We start from the raw sequence: 18,471 nt of genomic DNA on the forward strand, positions 1-18,471 counted from the left end.
TATGCCGCACCAGCGTTTATGGCATGTCATTCGTTCACTCAAGCGGAACCGTAAGCTGGTCGATGACAGCTCGCGTTTGCGGGCGAACGCCGCGCCACCATTCGAATGCTTCTGCTGCTTGTTCCACCAGCATGCCGACTCCGTCCGCGATGTATTGAACACCGGCATTGCGCGCCAGCCGCAAAAATGGTGTGAGCTTCTTTCCGTAGGCGAGCTCGTAGGCGGTCCCATCCGGACTGAAGGCGCTGGGCGGCACGGGAGGAAGGTTTCCGGTCAGACTTGCTGACGTTGCGTTAACTACGAGGTCAAATCGCCCCATCGACTCGAGCTCGCCATAGCCGACGGCACGCAGCGGACCACGATCGCCGACTTCGCTGACCAGGTCCTGGGCCTTGCGCAGTGTCCGGTTTGCGACGACCAGTTCAGCGGGTTGTGCCGCGAGGAACGGCAGCAATGCGCCGCGTACCGCACCACCTGCGCCGAGTATGAGCACTCGCTTGCCTTTTAACGGCAAGCCCATATTGACCTCAATATCGCGCAGCAGTCCGATGCCATCGAAGTTCTCTGCGAATACTCGCCCATTCTCGAACTTGAGAGCATTCGCCGCCCCAGCCAGTGTTGCACGCTCGCTTCGTTCATCGGCCATCGCGAACGCCTCGAGCTTGAAGGGCGCCGTGATGTTGATTCCCTTTCCGCCTTCCGCCGCAAAGGCTTGCACCGCATCTTCAAAGGCGCTTTTCGGTTCCAGCGGACTTTCGATGGCCGTGTATCTCATGTCCTGTTGCGCCTCTTTGGCGAACATTCCATGAATCAGGGGAGACTTGGTATGGCCAATTGGATTGCCAACTACCGCATATTTGTCAGTCATCGTCGGATTACCTTGAATAAAGAATACCTTCGGATTGCATCGCGTCAATCTCAGATGCAGAGAAGCCCAGTGTTTGGGCGACCTCAGCGTTGTGCTGACCGAGGTCCGGCGCGACTTCGCGGATCGTCGTATCGCAGTCCGAGAAGCGGAAGGGCAGGTTAGGCAGTCGCAGCGTTCCATAGCGCGGATGATGCTGCTCGACCACCATGCCTCGCGCCAGGATTTGAGGGTCGCTAAGAACCTCATCGATACGCTGGACCTTCGCGCAAGGTACGTCGACGCTGTCTAGCAGATCGAGCACCGTTGCAACGGAGTGCGCAGCTACCCAAGGTTGCACAACCGAAAGAATCTCTTCCCGGAACGTGTTACGGCCCCTAAGCGTATGGAAGCGGGTGTCGGCACCGAAGGCCGCCGGTCCGCCATCCTGCTCGACGAGCGCAGCAAACCGCTTCCAGGCATCGTCTACCTGTGCTGCTATCACCAGGTCGCCGTCGGACGCGCGGAATACGCCATAGAGAGTCGACGTAGGCATATCGTGGCCCGTCTGTTCAGGCAAAATGCCTTGCATCGTATAGCACTGCACAGCATATTCGTGCATCGATACGAGCGTGTCGTAGAGCGCCATGTCGATGTGCTGACCGCGGCCACTCTTCTCACGGCCCAGCAACGCGGCGTTGATCGCTGCGACTGCATGGATGCCGGTGTACATATCACCAAGGGATATACGAAGTAGCGGCGGGCGCTCGCCCGGAGTGCCAACCATCTGCATAATTCCGCTCTTTGCTTCTGCAATCAGGCCAAACCCAGCCCGATGCGCGTCCGGCCCGGTGTGCCCGTAGGCCGAAATCGAGCAATAAACCAGGCGCCGGTTGCGCTCTGACAACGCGGCGTAGCCAAGACCGAGCTTGTCCAGGGCACCAGGACGGTAGTTTTCTATAAACACGTCGGCTGAATCGCACAGGCGCTGCATGAAATCCTTTCCGCGCGGATCTTTCATGTTCACACTGACACCGCGCTTGCCCATGTTGAGCTGCAGGAAATAACCGCTCTGCTGGTCGTCCAGCACTGTGGCATGCTGCCGACCTGCGTCACCACTGCCGGGACGCTCGACCTTGATGACTTCCGCACCAAGCGCAGCGAGGCAGCGGCCAACATATGGGCCTGCCAGAAAATGGCTGTAATCGATGACGCGAATACCTTCGAGGGGACGTGCCTGCATCAGTAAGCTCCCGGCCGACGCGGCACCATGAGGCGGTGTTCACCGCGTTGCACAACTTCGTCCTGCTGATTGATGAGTTCGGACGGCAGCACAACGATGCCCCAATCCGGACGGCTCTTGCTCGGGCGCATCGACCCAACGCGGAACTTCACATGCAAGACGTCATTGACCTTGATGGGCAGCAGAAAGTCCCAGGTCCAACCGAGTGACATGCCAGGCAGAAAGCGATATTCGCTCTGCGTCTTCAGGCCATCCGCGATGGAAAGTCCGAAAAGGCCATGCGCCACGATGCTTCCGAAGTGGCTTGCATTGGCGTACTCCTCGTCGACGTGAACCGGCGTGTGGTCCCCGGTGAGGCCCGCATAAGCCAGGATGCGTTCCTTGGTGACCGTGTAGGTCGGGCTCGTGCACTCGTCGCCCTCACAGGCGTCGTCCCAGTACTTTTCAACGATAGTCATGCTCATGCCTCCGCGCGGGGATTGATTGCCAGTGCCTGCGCGACGCAGATGGCGGGCTTGGCTTGAATAAATTCAACAGCGAGTCCGTCCGGAAGACGCACCCAGTTCCGCCCCTGCGGCATCTCGCTGACACCATAGGCCTTGGCTGCCGTCAGTGCCTGCTCAAGGTCATCGCACATGACACCCAAGTGAGCGAGCCGCCCTTCGGGGCCTTCATGGTCCGGAGCGCTGATAAATTGCAGACCGCCAAGGGTCCAGTACTGACGAGGTGCGTCGACCGTCCCATCGACTTCGCGCATCGTCATGCCCAGAACGTCTTCAAAGAAGCGGATGTGCCAATGAATGTCCTTCACCCAGATGGCAACGTGCTCGAGATATGCTTTTGCGCCGCTCATACTTTTTCCGCTTCCTTCTGTCGGTCGGTCATCGCGCGTTCGATACCTTTGATGCACGCGACCAGAGTGGAGTTGACCGGCGTCGGTACGCCGACGCGCTCACCCCAACGAACGACCGACCCGTTGATGTAGTCGATTTCGGTGACTGAACCTTTTTCCAGGCTTTGCAGCATCGAGGTCTTGAAAGCCGGACCGAGTCCCTCGCCCGCCAGATTCCACGCTTCCTCCGGCTCGGTGATGGACAACTGGACACCAGCTGCCTTGGCGACCTCGATAGCCTCAGCCACTGCGGAAAGTGAAGCCGCCTTGAGCAAGGGTTCCTCGTAAAGTGGACCGTATGTCAAGCTGGTGATGCCAGTCAGGGCTCCGGTTGCGACGTTAATCAGCAACTTGTCCCACATCGTTCCCATGATGTTGCTGCTCACCGTGGTCGCCAGTCCCGAGGCGTTGAACGTCTCAGCAATTGCCTTCACGCGGGGCGTGATTTGGCCGTCGAGTTCGCCGATGAACGTCAGCTTCCCGGAGACACCGGCCTGTATATGGCCCGGCGCGCGAAGCACGCCACCGACGTAAGTCTTTCCGGCGAGAACACGCTCCCGGCCGACGATGTCGGCCAGCACGTCCTCATGGCCGAGTCCATTTTGCAAAGAAAGAACGACCGTTTTGCTGCCGACGAGCGCGAGCGCGCCGCGCATCGCCGCATCGGTGTGGAAGGACTTGACCAGCACGACGACTACGTCCACGGGGCCGACATCCGTTGCATTCATGGTGGCTCGAACCTCGACGCGCCTGGAACCTTCCACGCTGTCGACCAGCAGGCCATCGTTGCGCATTGCTTCGACATGCGCGGCGAAGGCGTCAACCAGCCAGACTTCGTTGCCGCCTTGGGTGAGTGTGGAGCCGATAGCGCAGCCGAGAGCGCCGGCACCGAGAACTGCAATCTTCACGAGCATCTCCGTGGTGTGTTTTGTCAAACGATAGGAGTTGCCCCGCATAATGGCAATTCAATGCCTACAATGAGACCATTGCCGAATTCAATAACGCCATGAACACAAGCGATTTGCCGGATTTGAAGCTGCTCCACCTTTTCGACATGCTCTACGACACCAGAAGCGTGACGCGCGTCGCCGAGCAACTTGGCCAGAGCCAGCCCACTGTGAGCATCTGGCTCGGCCAGCTTCGCGAGTATCTGCACGACCCATTGTTCATACGCACCCCAGGTGGGATGGCGCCGACCCCGCAGGCCGATGCCTTGATTGGACCTTGTCGGGAAATCCTGGAGTCACTCAGACGGTTTGCCGCCTGGGAGATTGCTTTTGACCCTGCGACTGCGCAAAGGCGTTTCCGGATATGCATGACGGACGCGAGCCACATCACGCTACTTCCACGACTGCTCGCGCACGTTCGTGCTCAAGCGCCCGGTGTCAGACTGGAAGCCGCGCGAATCGACGGCAACACGGAGCGCGCATTGGAATCCGGGGAAGCAGACCTTGCGATTGGCTATGTGCCCTGGCTGAGCGGCGGAATCTACCAGCAGCAGCTTTACGACCAAGATTGGGTGTGCCTCACAAACGGTCATCACCCAAGAATTGGCACCCGGTTCGGCATAAAGCAATATCGCTCAGAAGGTCACATCTCCATCGCGGCGGGGACTGGTGCGCAGCTTCTCGAACAAGCACTGGCACGCGAGCGCATCGAGCGAGATGTCATACTCGAACTGCCAGGCTTTTTAGGCTTGGGTGCTGTTGTCCAGACCACTGACCTGGTCGCCACGCTCCCAAGGCACATCGGAGAGACGCTTGCTCAAGCGAATGACCTGCATGTCTACAACTGTCCCGTGCCGGTCGAACGCTTCGCCGTCCGGCAGCACTGGCACGCCCGTTACCATCACGAGGCCGGCAATCGGTGGTTGCGCGGCGTCATTGCTTTGTTGTTCGGCGCGTCATGAGCGCGACAGCAGTGCGGCGAGACTCATCGAATCGAAGTATCCAGAGCGTGCGGCCCTTGGCGCAGGCGCTTCATGATGAAGTTTGTGCAGGTGCGTAGCTTGGGCGAACTCTGAAGTTTGGCGGCGGTGACCGCCCACACGTTGGCCTCCTGGCGGTACTCGGGCAGGATGCGCTGCAGCTTTCCTGATTTGAGCGCAGGGGCGACGTCCCACCCGGCCAGCAGAATGATGCCGTGCCCAGCCAGCGCCCAGTTGCTTACGATGTCGCTGTGATTGGAACCAATTCGCCCCGTTACCTTCACCGCTTCTATCCCCTGCGGACCTTGAAGTCGCCAGACACCGAAAGTTTGGTGCCGCTCCCGATAGAGAAGGCAGTCGTGGCCGGCGAGTTCAGCTGCCGTCTTCGGCGTGCCGCGTCTGGCGAGATATTCGGGCGCGGCGCAAAGCACCCGCGCGTTCTCGACCACGAGGTGCGTCACAAGGTGCGGCTCTGACACTTCGCCCATCCTGATGTCGATGTCAAAGCCTTCGGCAAGAAGGTCAACGCGCCTGTCCATCAGTTCGAGCCAGATTTCCAGGTCTGGATGCTCGCGATGCAGCTCCGCCAGTATCGGGGACAGATGGTTGCGCCCCAGACGGAGGCTAGAACTGATTCGCAGCTGCCCCGATAACCGTCTGTCCGTTCGCGACACGCTGTCATTCAAACCATCTACCGCTTCCAGCACCCGGCGCGCCCACGCGTAAGCCGCCTCACCGGAATCGCTGATTCGAACGCGCCGCGTCGTCCGGTGGAACAGGGTTACTCCTAGCGCCCGTTCCAGGTCCGCGACTCGCTTGCTCACATAGGCCGGGGAAATCCCTAGTTCAGTAGCTGCTGCGACGAAACTCGAGCGCCGAGCCACTTCGCAGAAGACTTTGAGGTCGATGAGGTCCCAATCATTGTTCACGATTTGGAAGGATTGAAGTGAATGATGCGCGCATTGTAGGCGCATCGGTTGACTCTATTCTCTGCTCCACGACGAAACCGCGCGTCTTAGTTCGCGGTTCATATAAACGGAGACAGGCAATGAAGCAGCAAGCCACCAAGGCCACCGCCGACGGCGCGCATCCGACTCGCCAGACGCGACGAGCCGCTGCGAGCGGTTGGATAGGTTCAGCGCTCGAGTACTACGACTTCTTCATCTATGCGACGGCCGCGTCGCTTATCTTTCCGCAAATCTTCTTCCCGAAAGGTGACCCCACCGTCGCCATCGTTGCCTCGTTGGCCACCTATGGCGTCGGTTATGTAGCGCGTCCGATTGGCGCTTTCTTCCTCGGTCACTTAGGCGATACGCACGGACGCAAGAAGGTGCTCATCGTTTGTATGTTCCTGATGGGCTTCTCGACCATGGCAGTGGGGTTGCTGCCGACCTATCAAGAAGTCGGTGTTTTCGCCCCGACGCTGCTCGTCATCATGCGCCTCGTCCAGGGCTTCGCTGTCGCAGGCGAAATCTCTGGGGCGAGTTCGATGATTCTGGAACATGCTCCATTCGGGCGCCGAGGCTACTACGCCAGCTTCACCCTCCAGGGCGTGCAAGCAGGTCAGATTCTCGCCGCAGCCGTTTTCCTCCCCCTGGCTCATTACATGCCGGAACACGCATTCAACTCCTGGGGTTGGCGTATCCCGTTCTTGCTTAGCTTTGTGGTCATCATCGCCGGGTACCTCATCCGCCGCAATGTGGAAGAAACGCCAGCTTTCCAGGAGGAAGGCGAGAAGGATGCAGTACCGCGTTCTCCCATCGTTGATGCGTTCAAGTACAGCTGGCGCGACATGCTTCGCGTAGTTGGCATCGCCTTGATGAACGTCATCCCCGTTGTGACCACAGTGTTCGGCGCAGCATATGCAGTTCAGCCGGGCTACGGCATCGGCTTCGCAAAGGACGTCTATCTCTGGATTCCCGTGCTGGGAAACATCGTGGCCGTCCTCGTGATTCCGTTTGTCGGCAACCTGTCGGACAAGGTTGGACGCAGACCGCTTGTCATAGTCGGTGCACTCGTGACCGGGTTGCTGTCGTTCGCCTACCTGTACGCAATCAGCATCAAGAGTGTTCCGCTCGCAATAGGCATGTCACTGCTGATGTGGGGTGTCGTCTACCAAGGTTATAACGCGATTTTCCCCAGCCTGTACCCGGAACTCTTCCCGACGCGCACCCGCGTCACAGCGGTAGCAATCGCTCAAAACGTTGGTACCGCACTGACGGCACTCCTGCCCGCTCTGTTCGCGGCAGTGGCCCCTCCAGGCGCATCCGGCATCCCGACGACCATTGGAGTCGTTACATTGGTCATCACGATTGTGTCGGCGGTGGCAGCCTGGAGCGCTCGTGAGACGTATCGAATTCCGTTGAACGATTTGGGCAAGCCTGACGCAAGCCCCATCGGAAAACCTGAGTACCAGGAGATGCGCCAGCAGGCTCTTGAGCAATCGCGCGCCTGAGCGCAATCCATTGAGGAGCAGCAACATGAGCAAGACTCGAATCGCCGTCGCCGGAGCCGGTTATATCGGACAGGCACATATCGGCGCCGCCGTCGGAAGCAACACCTGTATGCTCTCTGCCATCGTTGACCCGTCGCCAGCGGCGAAGGCGCTGGCAGAGAAGGAAAACGTGCCGCTGTATGCCACTCTCGACGAAATGTTCGAGAAAGACAAACCGGATGGCGTCGTCCTCGCCACGCCGAATCAGTTGCATGTTGCACACGCCAAGCTGTCTCTCGAGGCGGGCGTACCAATGTTGCTCGAGAAGCCCATTGCGCCGACAGTCGCAGAAGCCGAAGCCTTAGTCCGCGTCGGCGAGGATGCACGTGTGCCAATTCTGATTGGTCACCATCGCGCCCACAGCCCCATCATGGCGAAGGCTCGCCAAGTGGTCGACTCCGGAGTTCTCGGACGTCTGGTTGCGGTCACGGGTACGGCGATGTTTGTGAAACCCGACCACTACTACGTCGACGCCCCGTGGCGTCGCGAAATCGGCGCCGGCCCGATTCTGCTGAACATGATTCACGAAGTGCACAACCTCCGCATGCTTTGCGGTGACATCGTCGCGGTGCAGGCATTCAAGTCGCACGCAACCAGAGATTTCCCGGTCGAAGACACGGTTGCAATCAACCTTCGTTTCGAAAGTGGTGCGCTCGGTACGTTCATGCTGTCGGACACGGCGGCTAGTGCTCGCAGCTGGGAGCAAACCTCGCAGGAAAATAAGGCCTATCCTACCTACGACGACGAAGACTGTTACCTCGTTGCAGGCACGAATGGGAGCTTCGCGATTCCGACGATGCGTCTTAAAACGTATCCGCGACACGAAGACCGCTCCTGGTGGAAGCCGTTCGAGGTAGGCGTGGTCGGCATGGTGCGTGACGACCCCATCAAGCATCAGATGGAACACTTCGGCGCGGTCGCTCGCGGTGAGGTGGCACCCTTGGTATCGGCCCGCGATGGCCTCAAGAACCTGCGAATCACCGAAGCCATTGTGACTGCGGCAATGCAAGGCACCATCGTCGAACTGCCGCGTGACTGAAAATCAACATAGAAGAGAGATTGAAATGAAAGTACTCATGCTTCACGGCATCAACCACAACATGTTCGGCAAGCGCGACCCGGTTCAGTACGGGACGATTACATTGACCGAAATCGACGATAAGCTCAAAGCGCTCGGCCGCGAGTTGAACGTCGAGGTCGACAGCTTCCAGACGAATCATGAAGGCGAGATGTGCGAACGCATTCACAAGGCCTTCTCCGAACGCGTCGATGCAGTGTTAATCAATGCCGGCGCGTGGACCCACTACAGCTACGGCATTCGCGACGCGCTGGCCATCCTGACCGTACCGGTCGTCGAGGTCCATATGTCCAACATCCACGCGCGCGAGGCATTCCGGCATCACTCGGTGTTCGCCGAGGTCGTGAAAGGGCAGATCTGCGGGTTCGGGCTCGACAGCTATCTGCTCGCGCTGCGGGCAGCGGTTGCCGCGGCCACCGAGGCAAACAAGGGTTGATAATGCATCAGTCCGCCGCATCGACATCCTGTGGCTGCTGTCGTGCGCCAACGCTCCCACATTAACGCCTTCTGGGTGTCTGTATAGTAGATCCGCCGTCTCTGTTTCATGGCAACACTCCTTGCTACTATGCAGCCTCAAGTGTGTTGCATCGACGGGTTGAATCCGCACGCCAAAGCTGACACCTGAATGTCCAACCACCAACGCATGCGAACGGCGGCTTGTGGCCGGGTCCGGACCGACGACGAAAGCCGTGTCGCGTCCCCGGGGAGGCCGTGGACGCCGACGGCAGATGACGATCCGAAACCGCCCGTCGGGCGCGTGACACGTATTTCCGTTCTGGATCTGCGAACCGCGATCCGTCAATGCGCACATTCAGGCCGCCGGGCGATTCGTATTCCTGATATGCCGGCGCTCCATGGCCGAGCGAAGCCTATTCGATGTGGGCAAGCAATACCGCATCGCGGCGTCGCAGGGTTTCCTGGATGGCCACCAGCCCTTGGCCAAGTTCACCCAGATGCTCGAGCATCCATTCACCGCTTCGCGTATCCAGCATGGCGTGCAGCAAGTTGCACTGCCCGACGAGTCGCTCATCGCAACTGATCAGATCCTTGAGCGTGTCTGCCTCGCGACGGTAGCGTTGTGTCATACGGTCGTTCTCCGGCACCGGTTGCGATTGCAGCCGGCCACCCACCATGCCGATATCGACAGCCAGCCGTTCAAGCTGCCGGGACGCCGACGTGGCTGCAGGATCCGGAAATGGCTGTTCGCGCGACGGCGTACCACAATGCGCTCGCCGGTATTCGGAATCGGCGCGCTCCACACTCGAGCGTGCCAAACCGAGCAGCCATGCCGCCTTACTGCGCACGAGTTGATCGTCAGCGCGCAGCTGGTTCTCGATCTTGTAGAAGTTGTAGCCCCAGCCGTAGAACAAGTTGATCGCTGTCTGCCGGAGTACGCCTTCGTCGTAGAATCCCGAATCCATGGTCAGGTATTTGTGGAAAGCCCGGTATCGGATCCTAATGGATAAACTCCGGTAGCCGGACCACCGATCTGGAACGGCACGCCTGCCGCAGCGTTGGGTGCGGATACAAGACCTTTTTCGGCCATCCGTAGCGCAAGATAATAGCGAACGGCCTCGATCGGCGTGAGACCAATGGCCTGCAGCGATATCAGTTCGCGCATCCGTTCGTCCTTCGGCACGATCAACACCTTGACGTCGTTCAGCAGGATGCCGAAGGTTTTCAGAAAATCGGAAAGGTGCATCTTCACCGAATCCCTGATTTCGGTGATGTGCTCGTTGATGCTTTCCATTTTCGTGACCTGAACGATCTGGTTGATGGCCTGTTCGATCGCGGGGCCCGCATACTCGGCGACTTCTTCGGTATTGATGAAATTGCCGTTGAACGGCAGGTGTGCAATCAGGTCGAGCGCCGCTTCCTTGGTATCGATATGAACGTAATAGTCGACCTGGTAAGCCATCTCGGCCATTTCCGCACTCGTGGCAATCCCCTGGTTGCGAATCAGGAGCTTCGACCGATTGATGTAAATCACTTCGAAAACCCAAGGCGAGGATCCGCCGAAAAAGCCTTGAGCAATCGAGCCCAGAAGCGGCTTGTCGGGCGTAGTCAGTGCGTATTGACCCGTCTCATAGATGTTGAGCACAGCCCCGCGCGATTTCAGGACGCAGAAGTGATTGCTTTCCACTGTCAACAGCGAGCCTGAAACGATGCTCTCGTCGGCAATCTTGACTGCCAGGATCCTGGTCCCCAGCATATCGGTGCCGTCGCGTTGTAGCGACGTGATGACCTGCCTTGTAATGGCCATGCGATGCTCCTTGTGTCAGTCATTGACTCCACGGCAAAGCGGATAGCGAAGCGGGTATCGTGATCCTTGGCGTTCAAAGCATATTCCCATACCGAAGAAAGTCAAATGACGCCATGTGTGACACCGAACTTTCGCCGATATGGCATACGGCCTTCGTATTCATTACACCCATCGTATTCGTTACACCGCTTGACTCCCATGCCATACTCGTTAGCATGCCTGTCCCAAAATCTGCCCCCATGAAACACGTCGCCGCTTTGCTGCTGTTGACCGCTGCTGTCGAGGTATCCCTCGCGGTGACCTGGGACTACCTCTTGACGGCTGAGGAAACGTGCAACATTGAAGCGCCCGGTTTGTGTTTTCAGACGCTGTTCTGGCTAGTCGACTCGGGGGCAAGCTGGCAAAAAGGGGGGGCTCCAGCCCTCCCCGGCGACCACCGGCCCTCTTCCCACCCTCGGCCTTTGGCGGCTGTTCCATCTCCAGGCCGCGATCACCCCGCGCCACTGCGCTCACAGCTGCGATTCGATCGGCAGCAGGCCCAAAAACCAGATGCTGCCACGCCGCATGAAAGACACACCTGGCTCCGAATCAGTTTCCGTCACCGTTCCGTTCTCGGCGGTGTCGATCCAGACGATCCGGCTCCTGCCATTCGCGTCAGTGCGTTGCTCGACTCGCCACGCAATCGCGTCCAGGTGCGGCTCGACGTCATCGATCACCTGGCCGGCAATCGCCGGACTGTTGCACAGCACGCCAATCTCCGTGTTGAGCCTGCTTGATCGAGGGTCGAGATTCATCGAGCCGATGAAAATACTTTGTCGGTCGAACACATACGTTTTCGCATGCAACGAGGCCCTTGAAGAGCCGAAAATCTTTCGTTGCGCCTTGACGTTTGCCGAGCCAACCGGCTTCAGCTCATAGAGGCGTACGCCCGCCGCGAGGAGCGCTACGCGGTAGTGCTGATATCCGGCATTGACCGCAACGACGTCGGTGGCAGCCAGCGAGTTGGTCAACACCGTCACGCGCACCCCGTGAGCGGTCAAATCGCTGATCCATGCGACACCCTCTTTCCCCGGGACGAAGTAAGGCGAGATGATGAGCATCTCATGCGCGGGTTTGAGGTCAAGGGCCGCAAACCGCGTCATGAGGTGGCCCTTCGGGTCGGCCGGGTCGCGCGTGATCTTGGATGGGTCGTCGTACAGGAGCGTGGCCGTTCCCCACGAAAAGTCGGCATCACCCGCTGCCAGGATCTTGGTCAGCCGCTCTCGCGCTTGCTCGACGTAGGTCGAGTCATGCTCCGCCTTGACGTATTCGTCCAGTTTCGCGCGGTAGTCGGCCAGCGCGGACGGTTCCGCCGGATGCCCCGTCAACTGTTCGATCGAATAAGTCGATTCAGCATTCCAGAACATGTCGAAGGCGCCGGAGACTTGCCGGACAGTCGGACCATGCGCGCGCTGTTGTCCGGATGGCTCAGCTCGTCCCGCGCGAAGATCGCGCTGAGTCGTGTGGGTTCGCTGTCTGGAAGCGAAAAAGTCTGTGGCTGGCTGCTCTGCGGCGGAAGACCGGCGCACGCGGTCAACACAAGGGCGAGAACGCTTACGATGAGACGCTGAAGTTTTGTCATGTCCGCACCTCACCGCCGTCATCGGCACCGATGCGTTGACAACGGCCAACCCAATGCGCGGGGCACGCTCGCCGCTTTCGCTCGCGACGAATGCCGTGCCCCGGAAGATTCGAGATGCGCTCGGTGAAAGGCGTCACTCGTTGTCCCGCAGCCGAAGCAACCCCATCAGCACCTCATCGCGGTAAGTGGCGAGTTCCTGCAGCGAGCGCGACTGGACCTCCTCATGTACGCCGTTGATGATCGTCGCCCGCACGTCCGGAGTGAGTTCCGGCGTTCCGAGCACATGCCACCAGGCCGTCAATGGGCCCGTGAACTGCTCGAAGAAATGCTCGATGCCGCCCTGACCGCCGCCGAGGTGATACAGAAGGCTCGGCCCCATGATTCCCCAGCGCAAGCCCGGGCCCCACGAGACGGCGGCATCGGCGTCGCCAACGCTGACGACACCCTCTGCGATGAGATGAACGACTTCACGAAACAGGGCTGCCTGAAGGCGATTTGCGACGTGGCCCGGAACCTCCTTGTGCAAGCGAATCGTTTTCTTTCCGAGGCTGCGATAAAACTCGCTGACGCGTTGAATGGTGTTTTCCGATGTCTTCGCGCCGCCCACGATCTCGACCAGCGGTATCAGGTGCGGCGGGTTGAACGGGTGGCCGATCACGCATCGTTCGGGATGGTTCGGGCAGGCCGATTGAATCTCGCTCATCGTCAGGCCAGACGAACTCGATGCGATGATCACCTCCGGCGCCAATGCGTGATCGAGACGGCGATAGAGATCCTGCTTGAAGTCGATCCGCTCGGGGCCGTTTTCCTGAATCAGATCGCTGCCGGCGAGGGCTTCGTCGAAGTTGTCAGTGAATTGAAGCATCGCCGGTGATGCGCCCGGCGCGAGACCCAATGTCTCCAGCGCAGGCCAGGCGGCCGCGATGAAATCGTCGAGCTTTTTTTTCGCATCGGGGGCGATGTCAGTCGCGACCACGTCCAGCCCTTTGGCAAGAAACAGCGCAGCCCAGCTCGCGCCGATGACCCCGGTTCCGATGATGGTGACACGTTGCATTGGCTTGGCCATGACAGTTGATCTCCAGGAAATTAAACGAACGCACTGAAACCGCTGACGGCCTTGCCAACGATCAGCGAGTTCATCTCCCGCGTGCCTTCATAGGAGTACAGCGCTTCCGAGTCGGCCATGAAGCGGGCGACGTTGTAGTCGAGCACGATGCCATTGCCGCCCAATACCTCGCGAGCCCAGCCGACCGTCTCGCGCATCCGGATCGTGCAGAACGCCTTCGCGAGCGAAGCGTGCTCGTCCTTGAGCTTGCCCTGGTCCTGCAATTGCGCGAGGCGCACGACCATGCATTGCGACGCGGTGATGTTGCCGAGCATCTTCGCCAGCAGATCCTGGACCATCTGGAACGACGCGATCGGTTTGCCGAACTGCTCGCGGGTCTGCGCATATTTAAGCGCGTTCTCGTACGCGCCCATGCTGCAGCCGACGGATTCCCATGCGACATACTGGCGGGTCAGGCGCAGCACGCGGCAGTTCTCGAGCGTGATGACGCCGTTTTGCACGACGCGCAGCGCAACCTTGCGCTCGATCTTCTCGACCGAAAATCCCGGCGTCGTCTTGTTTTCGACGATGAAGCCCTTCACCTGATTGCAATGAAGGCGCGGTCGCCTGAACCCGTGATCATGACGCCGCGCACATCGGGGTCGTCGCGGGCGCTTTCAAAGACCACCGTCAGCTCGCCAATGGCCTTGTGGTTCAGCGCGTTGAGGACTTTGGGACGGTTCAGCGTGACCGACGCGACCGCGCCGTTCCTTTCATAGACAATCGTTTCGAACGATTCTGGGGTAAGTATCTGTTTCATGAGTCTTAGTACTCCGCACGACATTTACAAATCGCGCACGATACCTTCACGATTGTCAGGAAAACTTCATGTCACTCACTCCTTTCGCACATTCCCGCACCGTCGTTGCCTTCAGTGATTTATAGAGGAGCGACGGGAAAATTCCAAAGTGCAATGTTCGTGATTTACGGTTGCGACCAGCTCGAGTTTCACTCACGAATGACCTCGATCCGTCCCGCTTTGACTGCTGCTTTCAAAGCCGACCAGTCCGCCTCATTTTGTTCTGCGTAAGCGAGTGCGAATCGGACGATCGCCTCGTCGAATGTGTCCGACTTGCCGACATATCCGCTGAGCAATGCGGGATCGCCTGCTTTCGCCATCGAATGGGCCAGCGCATGCGCGCACGAAACCGCATACTCGCCGAGATCTTCAACGTCGAAGGTCGTAAAGTCGAATGCGCCCTTCATGTCGCGCAACTGCCGAACATAGAAGTCGTTGCCCGTGTGGCGCATCTTCGACCATCCGAGAAAAATGTCGCTGGCCGACTGCAGCAGACGCTGACCGTTCACGACACGCTGACCGTGATTGGGGTAGCGACTCGGCGTCAGGTAATCCTCGAGCACGGATGCCCGCGCCTCCTTGAGCTGAAGGAACAGTGGGCACTGTCCGTCGGCCATGAAAAGGGCCTCGTAGCAACGCGTTCCCACCGACCCGATGCCCACGACGCGAATGGCGACGTCCACCAGTTCGTAGCGATCGAACAGTGCACGCCTGTCATCGGGAAGCGTTAGCCGGTAGTCGGCGAAGAAGCGCCGTACCAGCGCATCGTACTGCTTATGATCGTGCGGACTCTCCAGCGGGATGTGGTACACGAGAGGCGGTGCGTCCTTGATGCGCAGCTTGCCGTTGACCAGTTCGGTTGCGTGAGTCATCACGGAACGTGACGACTGTTGCCTCGCCTTTTCGATCACGGCCAGTTCTTTCCTCCTTTCCTCCATCGAATCGGCAATGGCCAGCATGCTCGCCGCCTTGAACTGGCAGTACCAGACGTCCAGCGTGTCCATGCTGCTGAACTCGGCGATCCGTTGCCGAAAGGTCTCGCATAGCCGACGCACCACGCCGCGCTGGTCACGCAGCGCGAATCCGCGTTCGCGCGCCGCGATCACGAATGATGTGGCAAGCCTGCGCACATCCCAGTCGAACGGGCCAGGCAGCGTTTCATCGAAGTCGTTGGGGCCGAAGAGTATGCGCCGCTCGGGGCTTGCGAACAGTCCGAAATTGGCGAGATGCGCATCGCCCCCCAGTTGCACGATCACGTCCGAATGCGGCAGCTTCGACAGATCGTGCGCCATCAACGGCGCAGCACCGCGATAGAACGCGAACGGGCCCGCAACCATCCGCCCATAGCGGATAGGTATCAGTTCCTTCACCCGGCCCACATTGGAAGCGTCGAGCAGTGCGATCGGATCGCGATCTGCAATCCTGCAGGTCGCCAGGTTCTCGCGCCGCACTTTACTGCGCGCCGCCTTGCCCTGCTTGACGCGCGCTGCCAACGAGCCACGCCCTGCAAAAAGCGTTGACGGATCTTCCTGCGCCGCCAGAGTCTGGGGATCAGCGCGATCCGTGGCGGTTTCGGCGCGCTTTGCGGCAGTGGAATCAGGCACGCATCACTCCTTTTTCGATTCAAGGTCGAAGCGGACTTCCATCATTTCGCGTTGCTTCATTCCGGCTTGGCGCCCGGCGACGGTGCGGACGCAGGTGGCGAACGATCGCGTAGCGCTTCAATCGCTGCATCGACTGTCTCAAAGATCTCGCGATGCGTGCCGCCCACACGCAATGCCTTATACCGTTCGATTTCATGCCGCACGCCCGTCGGAAGCGCAACCGCCGCGATGCCCACGCCACGCCTGTCAAGCTCCGCACCCAGCTCGGTCAATTTCTTGCCCGCCGTGTAGTCGATGTTGTTGATCTCCGATGCGTCGATCACCAGCCAGCGCAACGGCGTGCTCGCCCCGTTGACGAGTTCCAGCACTTCCTCCGCGAAGCGCCCGGTGTTCGCATAGAACAGGTCCGCCTCGAACCGGTAGACGACGATGCCGGGCGCCGCGAGCAGATTCGGCTCGACACGATGGGGGAACCAGTGGCCGGTGGGGCTGCGCGTCAACACGCGCGTGCGCAGGCGGTAGCTATTGCGCGCATGCGCGATCAGCGACAGCACGACGGCAGCGAGAATGCCGTGCATCACATCGACGAAGACCACCACGCATGCCGTCAGCAACGCGACGACGAACTCGTCCTTCTGCATGCGAAACAGCTCCCTCATGCCCTTCACGTCGATCAGCTTCACGCCGATCATGAAGACAATGGCCGACAATACAGGGGCAGGCAGAAGACTCAGCGGCTTCGTGAGAAACAGCAGCACCAGCAGCACGATGACGGCCGTCGTCAGATGGGTGACCTGGGTGCGTCCTCCCGCATCGTCGACCATCTCGGTCTTGGTCGGACTGCCGTTCACGACGAACGTGCCCGTGAACGCCGCCGCTGCGTTTGCGGCAGCAAGCCCGATGATGTCGGCATTGTCATCGCCCTTCTCGTTGTAGCGGTTCGCGTACGCGCGCGCCGTCGCAGCGCTCTGGGCGATGATGACGATGAAGCACGACGCGGCCGTCACCAGCACCTGGTCGATCGAAGCCATATGCAACGGCGGCACGAACAGCGACGGGAGCCCGCCAGGCACTTCACCCGTTACCGCGATGCCGTGTCCGGCGAAATTGAACACGCCGCTTGCCACGATCGAACCGATCACCGCGATCAGCGCGCCCGGCGCGCGCGGCGCGATACGCTTGCCACCGATGATCACGACGAGGACGGCTATCGAAAGCACCGTTGTCGCATAGTTCGCCGCGGCGACGCGCTGCACCACGGATGCGATCTGCATCAACGGGCCATGCCCCTGCTTCTCGAGTCCGAACAGCCCGGCGAGCTCGCCCGCCGCGACCTGGACGCCCACGCCGGTCAGAAATCCGATCAATGCGCTGCGAGAAAGAAAGTCGGCCAGAAAACCCAGACGAAAGATGCGCGCGATCACCAGCATTACGGCCACCGTCAACGCAACGGTGCTCGTCAGGCCGATATATTCCTTGCTGCCCAGCGCGGCGACGGCCGTTAGCGTACCCGCGAGAATGGCGGCAGTCGCGGAGTCCGCAGCAACGACCAGTTGACGCGACGCACCAAAGACCCCGAACGCCACGAGCGGCAGCAGGATCGTGTACAGGCCCGTGACCGTGGGCGTGCCGGCAATCTTCGTGTACCCCATCACCTCGGGAATCCCGAGTGCCGCCAGCGTGATCCCGGCGATGATGTCGTGCGGCAGTTGAGCAGGATTGAACGGCAACAGCCCCTGCAGGAACGGCAAGTGATGCAGATGAGAAGGCGTCGGCGCTGCGGGTTTCATTTCGCTGCCTCCACTGCTGTCGTGAGTGTGCTGATCAGCGCATTGGCGATGATGTCATCTGCGATGACCACGTTGGTTGCGCCCGCGCTCGTGAAGAGCCCTTTTCTCAGCGGGTTTTCGCCGGGTACTGAAATCGCGAGCGAATCGTTCAGCGTATGGGCCAGCAGTGTGATCGCCAGATTGTTGTTGCTGTCGGGTGTCGTCACGACCATTGCCTTGGCGCTGTCCAGCCGCGCATGCTTGAGCACGTCGTCGAACGCGCCAGGCGAGCCGAGCACGACCATGTGGCCGCTATCCGCCGCCCGGTCGGCCTGTTCCTGATCGCCCACGAGGACGAGCACCGTCTCTCCGGCTCCTTGCAGGCGGTTCGCGACCAGCTCTCCGAGCGAATGGAATCCGACCACCACGACATGATTGACGAGTTGTTCGAGCTTGCGTTCCATGAGCCGGTTCTCCCGATAAACCATCACATCGTCGCCCGATAGCATGCCCGTGAGCCTGGACACCGCGAATCCGCCGATCAGCAGTGTCGCGACCATGGCCACAAGCATGAAGACCTTCTGAGGCTGATTGAACTCGCTGAAGGCACCGATTGTCGTGACGAGGTTGACCCCGTCCCAGAGGGCCGTAAACATTTTGTTGGGGACAGATGTTTTGGACTGGTCGAGGCTGATCAGCCCAGTGACGGAGCAGCCCAGCAGCAGAACGAGAAGGCCGATCGTGTGGCGCGCGCGGCGGCGCCATTCTCTAACACGGATGACCCCGAGACGAGGCTCATCGACACGGAAGATCCACATGGTTACCTCGGATT

Annotated in this window: 18 protein-coding genes and 1 pseudogene; 4 read left to right on the top strand and 15 right to left on the bottom strand. The window is 59.8% G+C overall.

Annotation, left to right across the window (positions count from 1 at the left end; genetic code table 11):
• Positions 1 to 34: 34 nt before the first annotated feature.
• From aroE to G3N94_RS07065, 5 genes are read right to left on the bottom strand one after another with little or no spacing between them, the layout of a single operon-like run.
• Positions 35 to 868, bottom strand: a complete 834-nt coding sequence (gene aroE, locus G3N94_RS07045) for a shikimate dehydrogenase (protein ID WP_205791464.1) — start codon at positions 866 to 868, stop codon at positions 35 to 37.
• Between the two features lie 7 nt (positions 869 to 875).
• Positions 876 to 2,087: a CoA transferase gene (locus G3N94_RS07050; protein ID WP_205791466.1), complete on the bottom strand. Its 1,212-nt coding sequence runs from the start codon at positions 2,085 to 2,087 to the stop codon at positions 876 to 878.
• Positions 2,087 to 2,545: a MaoC family dehydratase gene (locus G3N94_RS07055; protein ID WP_205791468.1), complete on the bottom strand. Its 459-nt coding sequence runs from the start codon at positions 2,543 to 2,545 to the stop codon at positions 2,087 to 2,089. Before G3N94_RS07055 ends, G3N94_RS07050 begins: the two co-directional genes overlap by 1 nt.
• 2 nt (positions 2,546 to 2,547) lie before the next feature.
• Positions 2,548 to 2,940: a VOC family protein gene (locus G3N94_RS07060; RefSeq protein WP_205791470.1), complete on the bottom strand. Its 393-nt coding sequence runs from the start codon at positions 2,938 to 2,940 to the stop codon at positions 2,548 to 2,550.
• Complete coding sequence (locus G3N94_RS07065) at positions 2,937 to 3,887, bottom strand: ketopantoate reductase family protein (RefSeq protein ID WP_205791471.1); 951 nt, start codon at positions 3,885 to 3,887, stop codon at positions 2,937 to 2,939. The genes G3N94_RS07060 and G3N94_RS07065 overlap by 4 nt, the downstream gene beginning before the upstream one ends.
• Positions 3,888 to 3,985: 98 nt before the next feature.
• On the opposite strand from G3N94_RS07065, the gene G3N94_RS07070 reads away from it, so the two are divergent.
• The gene (locus G3N94_RS07070) at positions 3,986 to 4,888 is read left to right on the top strand and encodes a LysR family transcriptional regulator (protein WP_205791472.1); all 903 of its coding nucleotides are present in this window, start codon (positions 3,986 to 3,988) and stop codon (positions 4,886 to 4,888) included.
• A gap of 23 nt (positions 4,889 to 4,911) precedes the next feature.
• On the opposite strand, the gene G3N94_RS07075 is transcribed toward G3N94_RS07070, so the two are convergent.
• The gene (locus tag G3N94_RS07075; RefSeq protein ID WP_205791473.1) at positions 4,912 to 5,880 is read right to left on the bottom strand and encodes a LysR substrate-binding domain-containing protein; all 969 of its coding nucleotides are present in this window, start codon (positions 5,878 to 5,880) and stop codon (positions 4,912 to 4,914) included.
• Positions 5,881 to 5,954: 74 nt separating this feature from the next.
• Here G3N94_RS07075 and G3N94_RS07080 point away from each other — a divergent pair, with 74 nt between their 5' ends.
• The 3 genes from G3N94_RS07080 to aroQ are packed head-to-tail and all read left to right on the top strand — an operon-like array spanning position 5,955 to position 8,914.
• Positions 5,955 to 7,361: an MFS transporter gene (locus G3N94_RS07080; RefSeq protein WP_205791474.1), complete on the top strand. Its 1,407-nt coding sequence runs from the start codon at positions 5,955 to 5,957 to the stop codon at positions 7,359 to 7,361.
• A 25-nt stretch (positions 7,362 to 7,386) separates the two neighbouring features.
• Positions 7,387 to 8,439 carry a Gfo/Idh/MocA family oxidoreductase gene (locus G3N94_RS07085; RefSeq protein ID WP_205791475.1) on the top strand — a complete coding sequence of 351 codons (1,053 nt, stop codon included), beginning with the start codon at positions 7,387 to 7,389 and terminating at the stop codon, positions 8,437 to 8,439.
• Positions 8,440 to 8,464: 25 nt separating this feature from the next.
• The gene (gene aroQ, locus G3N94_RS07090) at positions 8,465 to 8,914 is read left to right on the top strand and encodes a type II 3-dehydroquinate dehydratase (RefSeq protein ID WP_205791476.1); all 450 of its coding nucleotides are present in this window, start codon (positions 8,465 to 8,467) and stop codon (positions 8,912 to 8,914) included.
• 433 nt (positions 8,915 to 9,347) lie between these two features.
• Here aroQ and G3N94_RS07095 read toward each other — a convergent pair whose 3' ends face one another.
• From G3N94_RS07095 to G3N94_RS07135, 9 genes and pseudogenes are all read right to left on the bottom strand, one after another.
• The gene (locus G3N94_RS07095; RefSeq protein ID WP_205791478.1) at positions 9,348 to 9,899 is read right to left on the bottom strand and encodes a hypothetical protein; all 552 of its coding nucleotides are present in this window, start codon (positions 9,897 to 9,899) and stop codon (positions 9,348 to 9,350) included.
• 2 nt (positions 9,900 to 9,901) lie between these two features.
• On the bottom strand, positions 9,902 to 10,741 hold the full coding sequence (locus tag G3N94_RS07100) for an SPFH domain-containing protein (protein ID WP_205791480.1): 840 nt from the start codon (positions 10,739 to 10,741) through the stop codon (positions 9,902 to 9,904).
• 509 nt (positions 10,742 to 11,250) lie between these two features.
• Positions 11,251 to 12,186 (bottom strand): annotated as a pseudogene (locus tag G3N94_RS07105) (phospholipase D-like domain-containing protein); the annotation flags it as partial.
• A 309-nt stretch (positions 12,187 to 12,495) separates the two neighbouring features.
• Positions 12,496 to 13,428, bottom strand: a complete 933-nt coding sequence (locus G3N94_RS07110; RefSeq protein WP_205791482.1) for a 3-hydroxyacyl-CoA dehydrogenase NAD-binding domain-containing protein — start codon at positions 13,426 to 13,428, stop codon at positions 12,496 to 12,498.
• Between the two features lie 20 nt (positions 13,429 to 13,448).
• Entirely contained in the window at positions 13,449 to 14,009 is a 561-nt protein-coding gene (locus tag G3N94_RS07115; protein ID WP_346778662.1) for an acyl-CoA dehydrogenase family protein, read from the bottom strand.
• Complete coding sequence (locus G3N94_RS07120) at positions 14,006 to 14,227, bottom strand: enoyl-CoA hydratase-related protein (protein ID WP_205791483.1); 222 nt, start codon at positions 14,225 to 14,227, stop codon at positions 14,006 to 14,008. The genes G3N94_RS07115 and G3N94_RS07120 overlap by 4 nt, the downstream gene beginning before the upstream one ends.
• A 188-nt stretch (positions 14,228 to 14,415) precedes the next feature.
• Positions 14,416 to 15,870 (bottom strand): DUF2252 domain-containing protein, encoded by a 1,455-nt coding sequence (locus G3N94_RS07125; protein WP_205791484.1) that lies wholly within the window; start codon positions 15,868 to 15,870, stop codon positions 14,416 to 14,418.
• A 56-nt stretch (positions 15,871 to 15,926) separates the two neighbouring features.
• Complete coding sequence (locus G3N94_RS07130; protein WP_205791485.1) at positions 15,927 to 17,660, bottom strand: SulP family inorganic anion transporter; 1,734 nt, start codon at positions 17,658 to 17,660, stop codon at positions 15,927 to 15,929.
• On the bottom strand, positions 17,657 to 18,457 hold the full coding sequence (locus G3N94_RS07135) for an NAD(P)-binding protein (protein ID WP_205791486.1): 801 nt from the start codon (positions 18,455 to 18,457) through the stop codon (positions 17,657 to 17,659). The genes G3N94_RS07130 and G3N94_RS07135 overlap by 4 nt, the downstream gene beginning before the upstream one ends.
• Positions 18,458 to 18,471 lie beyond the last annotated feature (14 nt).

Source organism: Burkholderia sp. Ac-20353, from assembly GCF_017104785.1.
GTDB lineage: Bacteria > Pseudomonadota > Gammaproteobacteria > Burkholderiales > Burkholderiaceae > Burkholderia.

Bases quoted from the DNA above. Each gene is read 5' to 3' on its own strand.
- G3N94_RS07085 (WP_205791475.1), top strand. From the start codon at position 7,387: ATGAGCAAGACTCGAATCGCCGTCGCCGGAGCCGGTTATATCGGACAG.
- G3N94_RS07130 (WP_205791485.1), bottom strand. From the start codon at position 17,660: ATGAAACCCGCAGCGCCGACGCCTTCTCATCTGCATCACTTGCCGTTC.
- G3N94_RS07075 (WP_205791473.1), bottom strand. From the start codon at position 5,880: ATGCGCCTACAATGCGCGCATCATTCACTTCAATCCTTCCAAATCGTG.
- aroQ (WP_205791476.1), top strand. From the start codon at position 8,465: ATGAAAGTACTCATGCTTCACGGCATCAACCACAACATGTTCGGCAAG.
- G3N94_RS07050 (WP_205791466.1), bottom strand. From the start codon at position 2,087: ATGCAGGCACGTCCCCTCGAAGGTATTCGCGTCATCGATTACAGCCAT.
- G3N94_RS07135 (WP_205791486.1), bottom strand. From the start codon at position 18,457: ATGTGGATCTTCCGTGTCGATGAGCCTCGTCTCGGGGTCATCCGTGTT.
- G3N94_RS07100 (WP_205791480.1), bottom strand. From the start codon at position 10,741: ATGGCCATTACAAGGCAGGTCATCACGTCGCTACAACGCGACGGCACC.
- G3N94_RS07060 (WP_205791470.1), bottom strand. From the start codon at position 2,940: ATGAGCGGCGCAAAAGCATATCTCGAGCACGTTGCCATCTGGGTGAAG.
- aroE (WP_205791464.1), bottom strand. From the start codon at position 868: ATGACTGACAAATATGCGGTAGTTGGCAATCCAATTGGCCATACCAAG.
- G3N94_RS07070 (WP_205791472.1), top strand. From the start codon at position 3,986: ATGAACACAAGCGATTTGCCGGATTTGAAGCTGCTCCACCTTTTCGAC.
- G3N94_RS07110 (WP_205791482.1), bottom strand. From the start codon at position 13,428: ATGGCCAAGCCAATGCAACGTGTCACCATCATCGGAACCGGGGTCATC.
- G3N94_RS07095 (WP_205791478.1), bottom strand. From the start codon at position 9,899: ATGGATTCGGGATTCTACGACGAAGGCGTACTCCGGCAGACAGCGATC.
- G3N94_RS07120 (WP_205791483.1), bottom strand. From the start codon at position 14,227: ATGAAACAGATACTTACCCCAGAATCGTTCGAAACGATTGTCTATGAA.
- G3N94_RS07055 (WP_205791468.1), bottom strand. From the start codon at position 2,545: ATGACTATCGTTGAAAAGTACTGGGACGACGCCTGTGAGGGCGACGAG.
- G3N94_RS07080 (WP_205791474.1), top strand. From the start codon at position 5,955: ATGAAGCAGCAAGCCACCAAGGCCACCGCCGACGGCGCGCATCCGACT.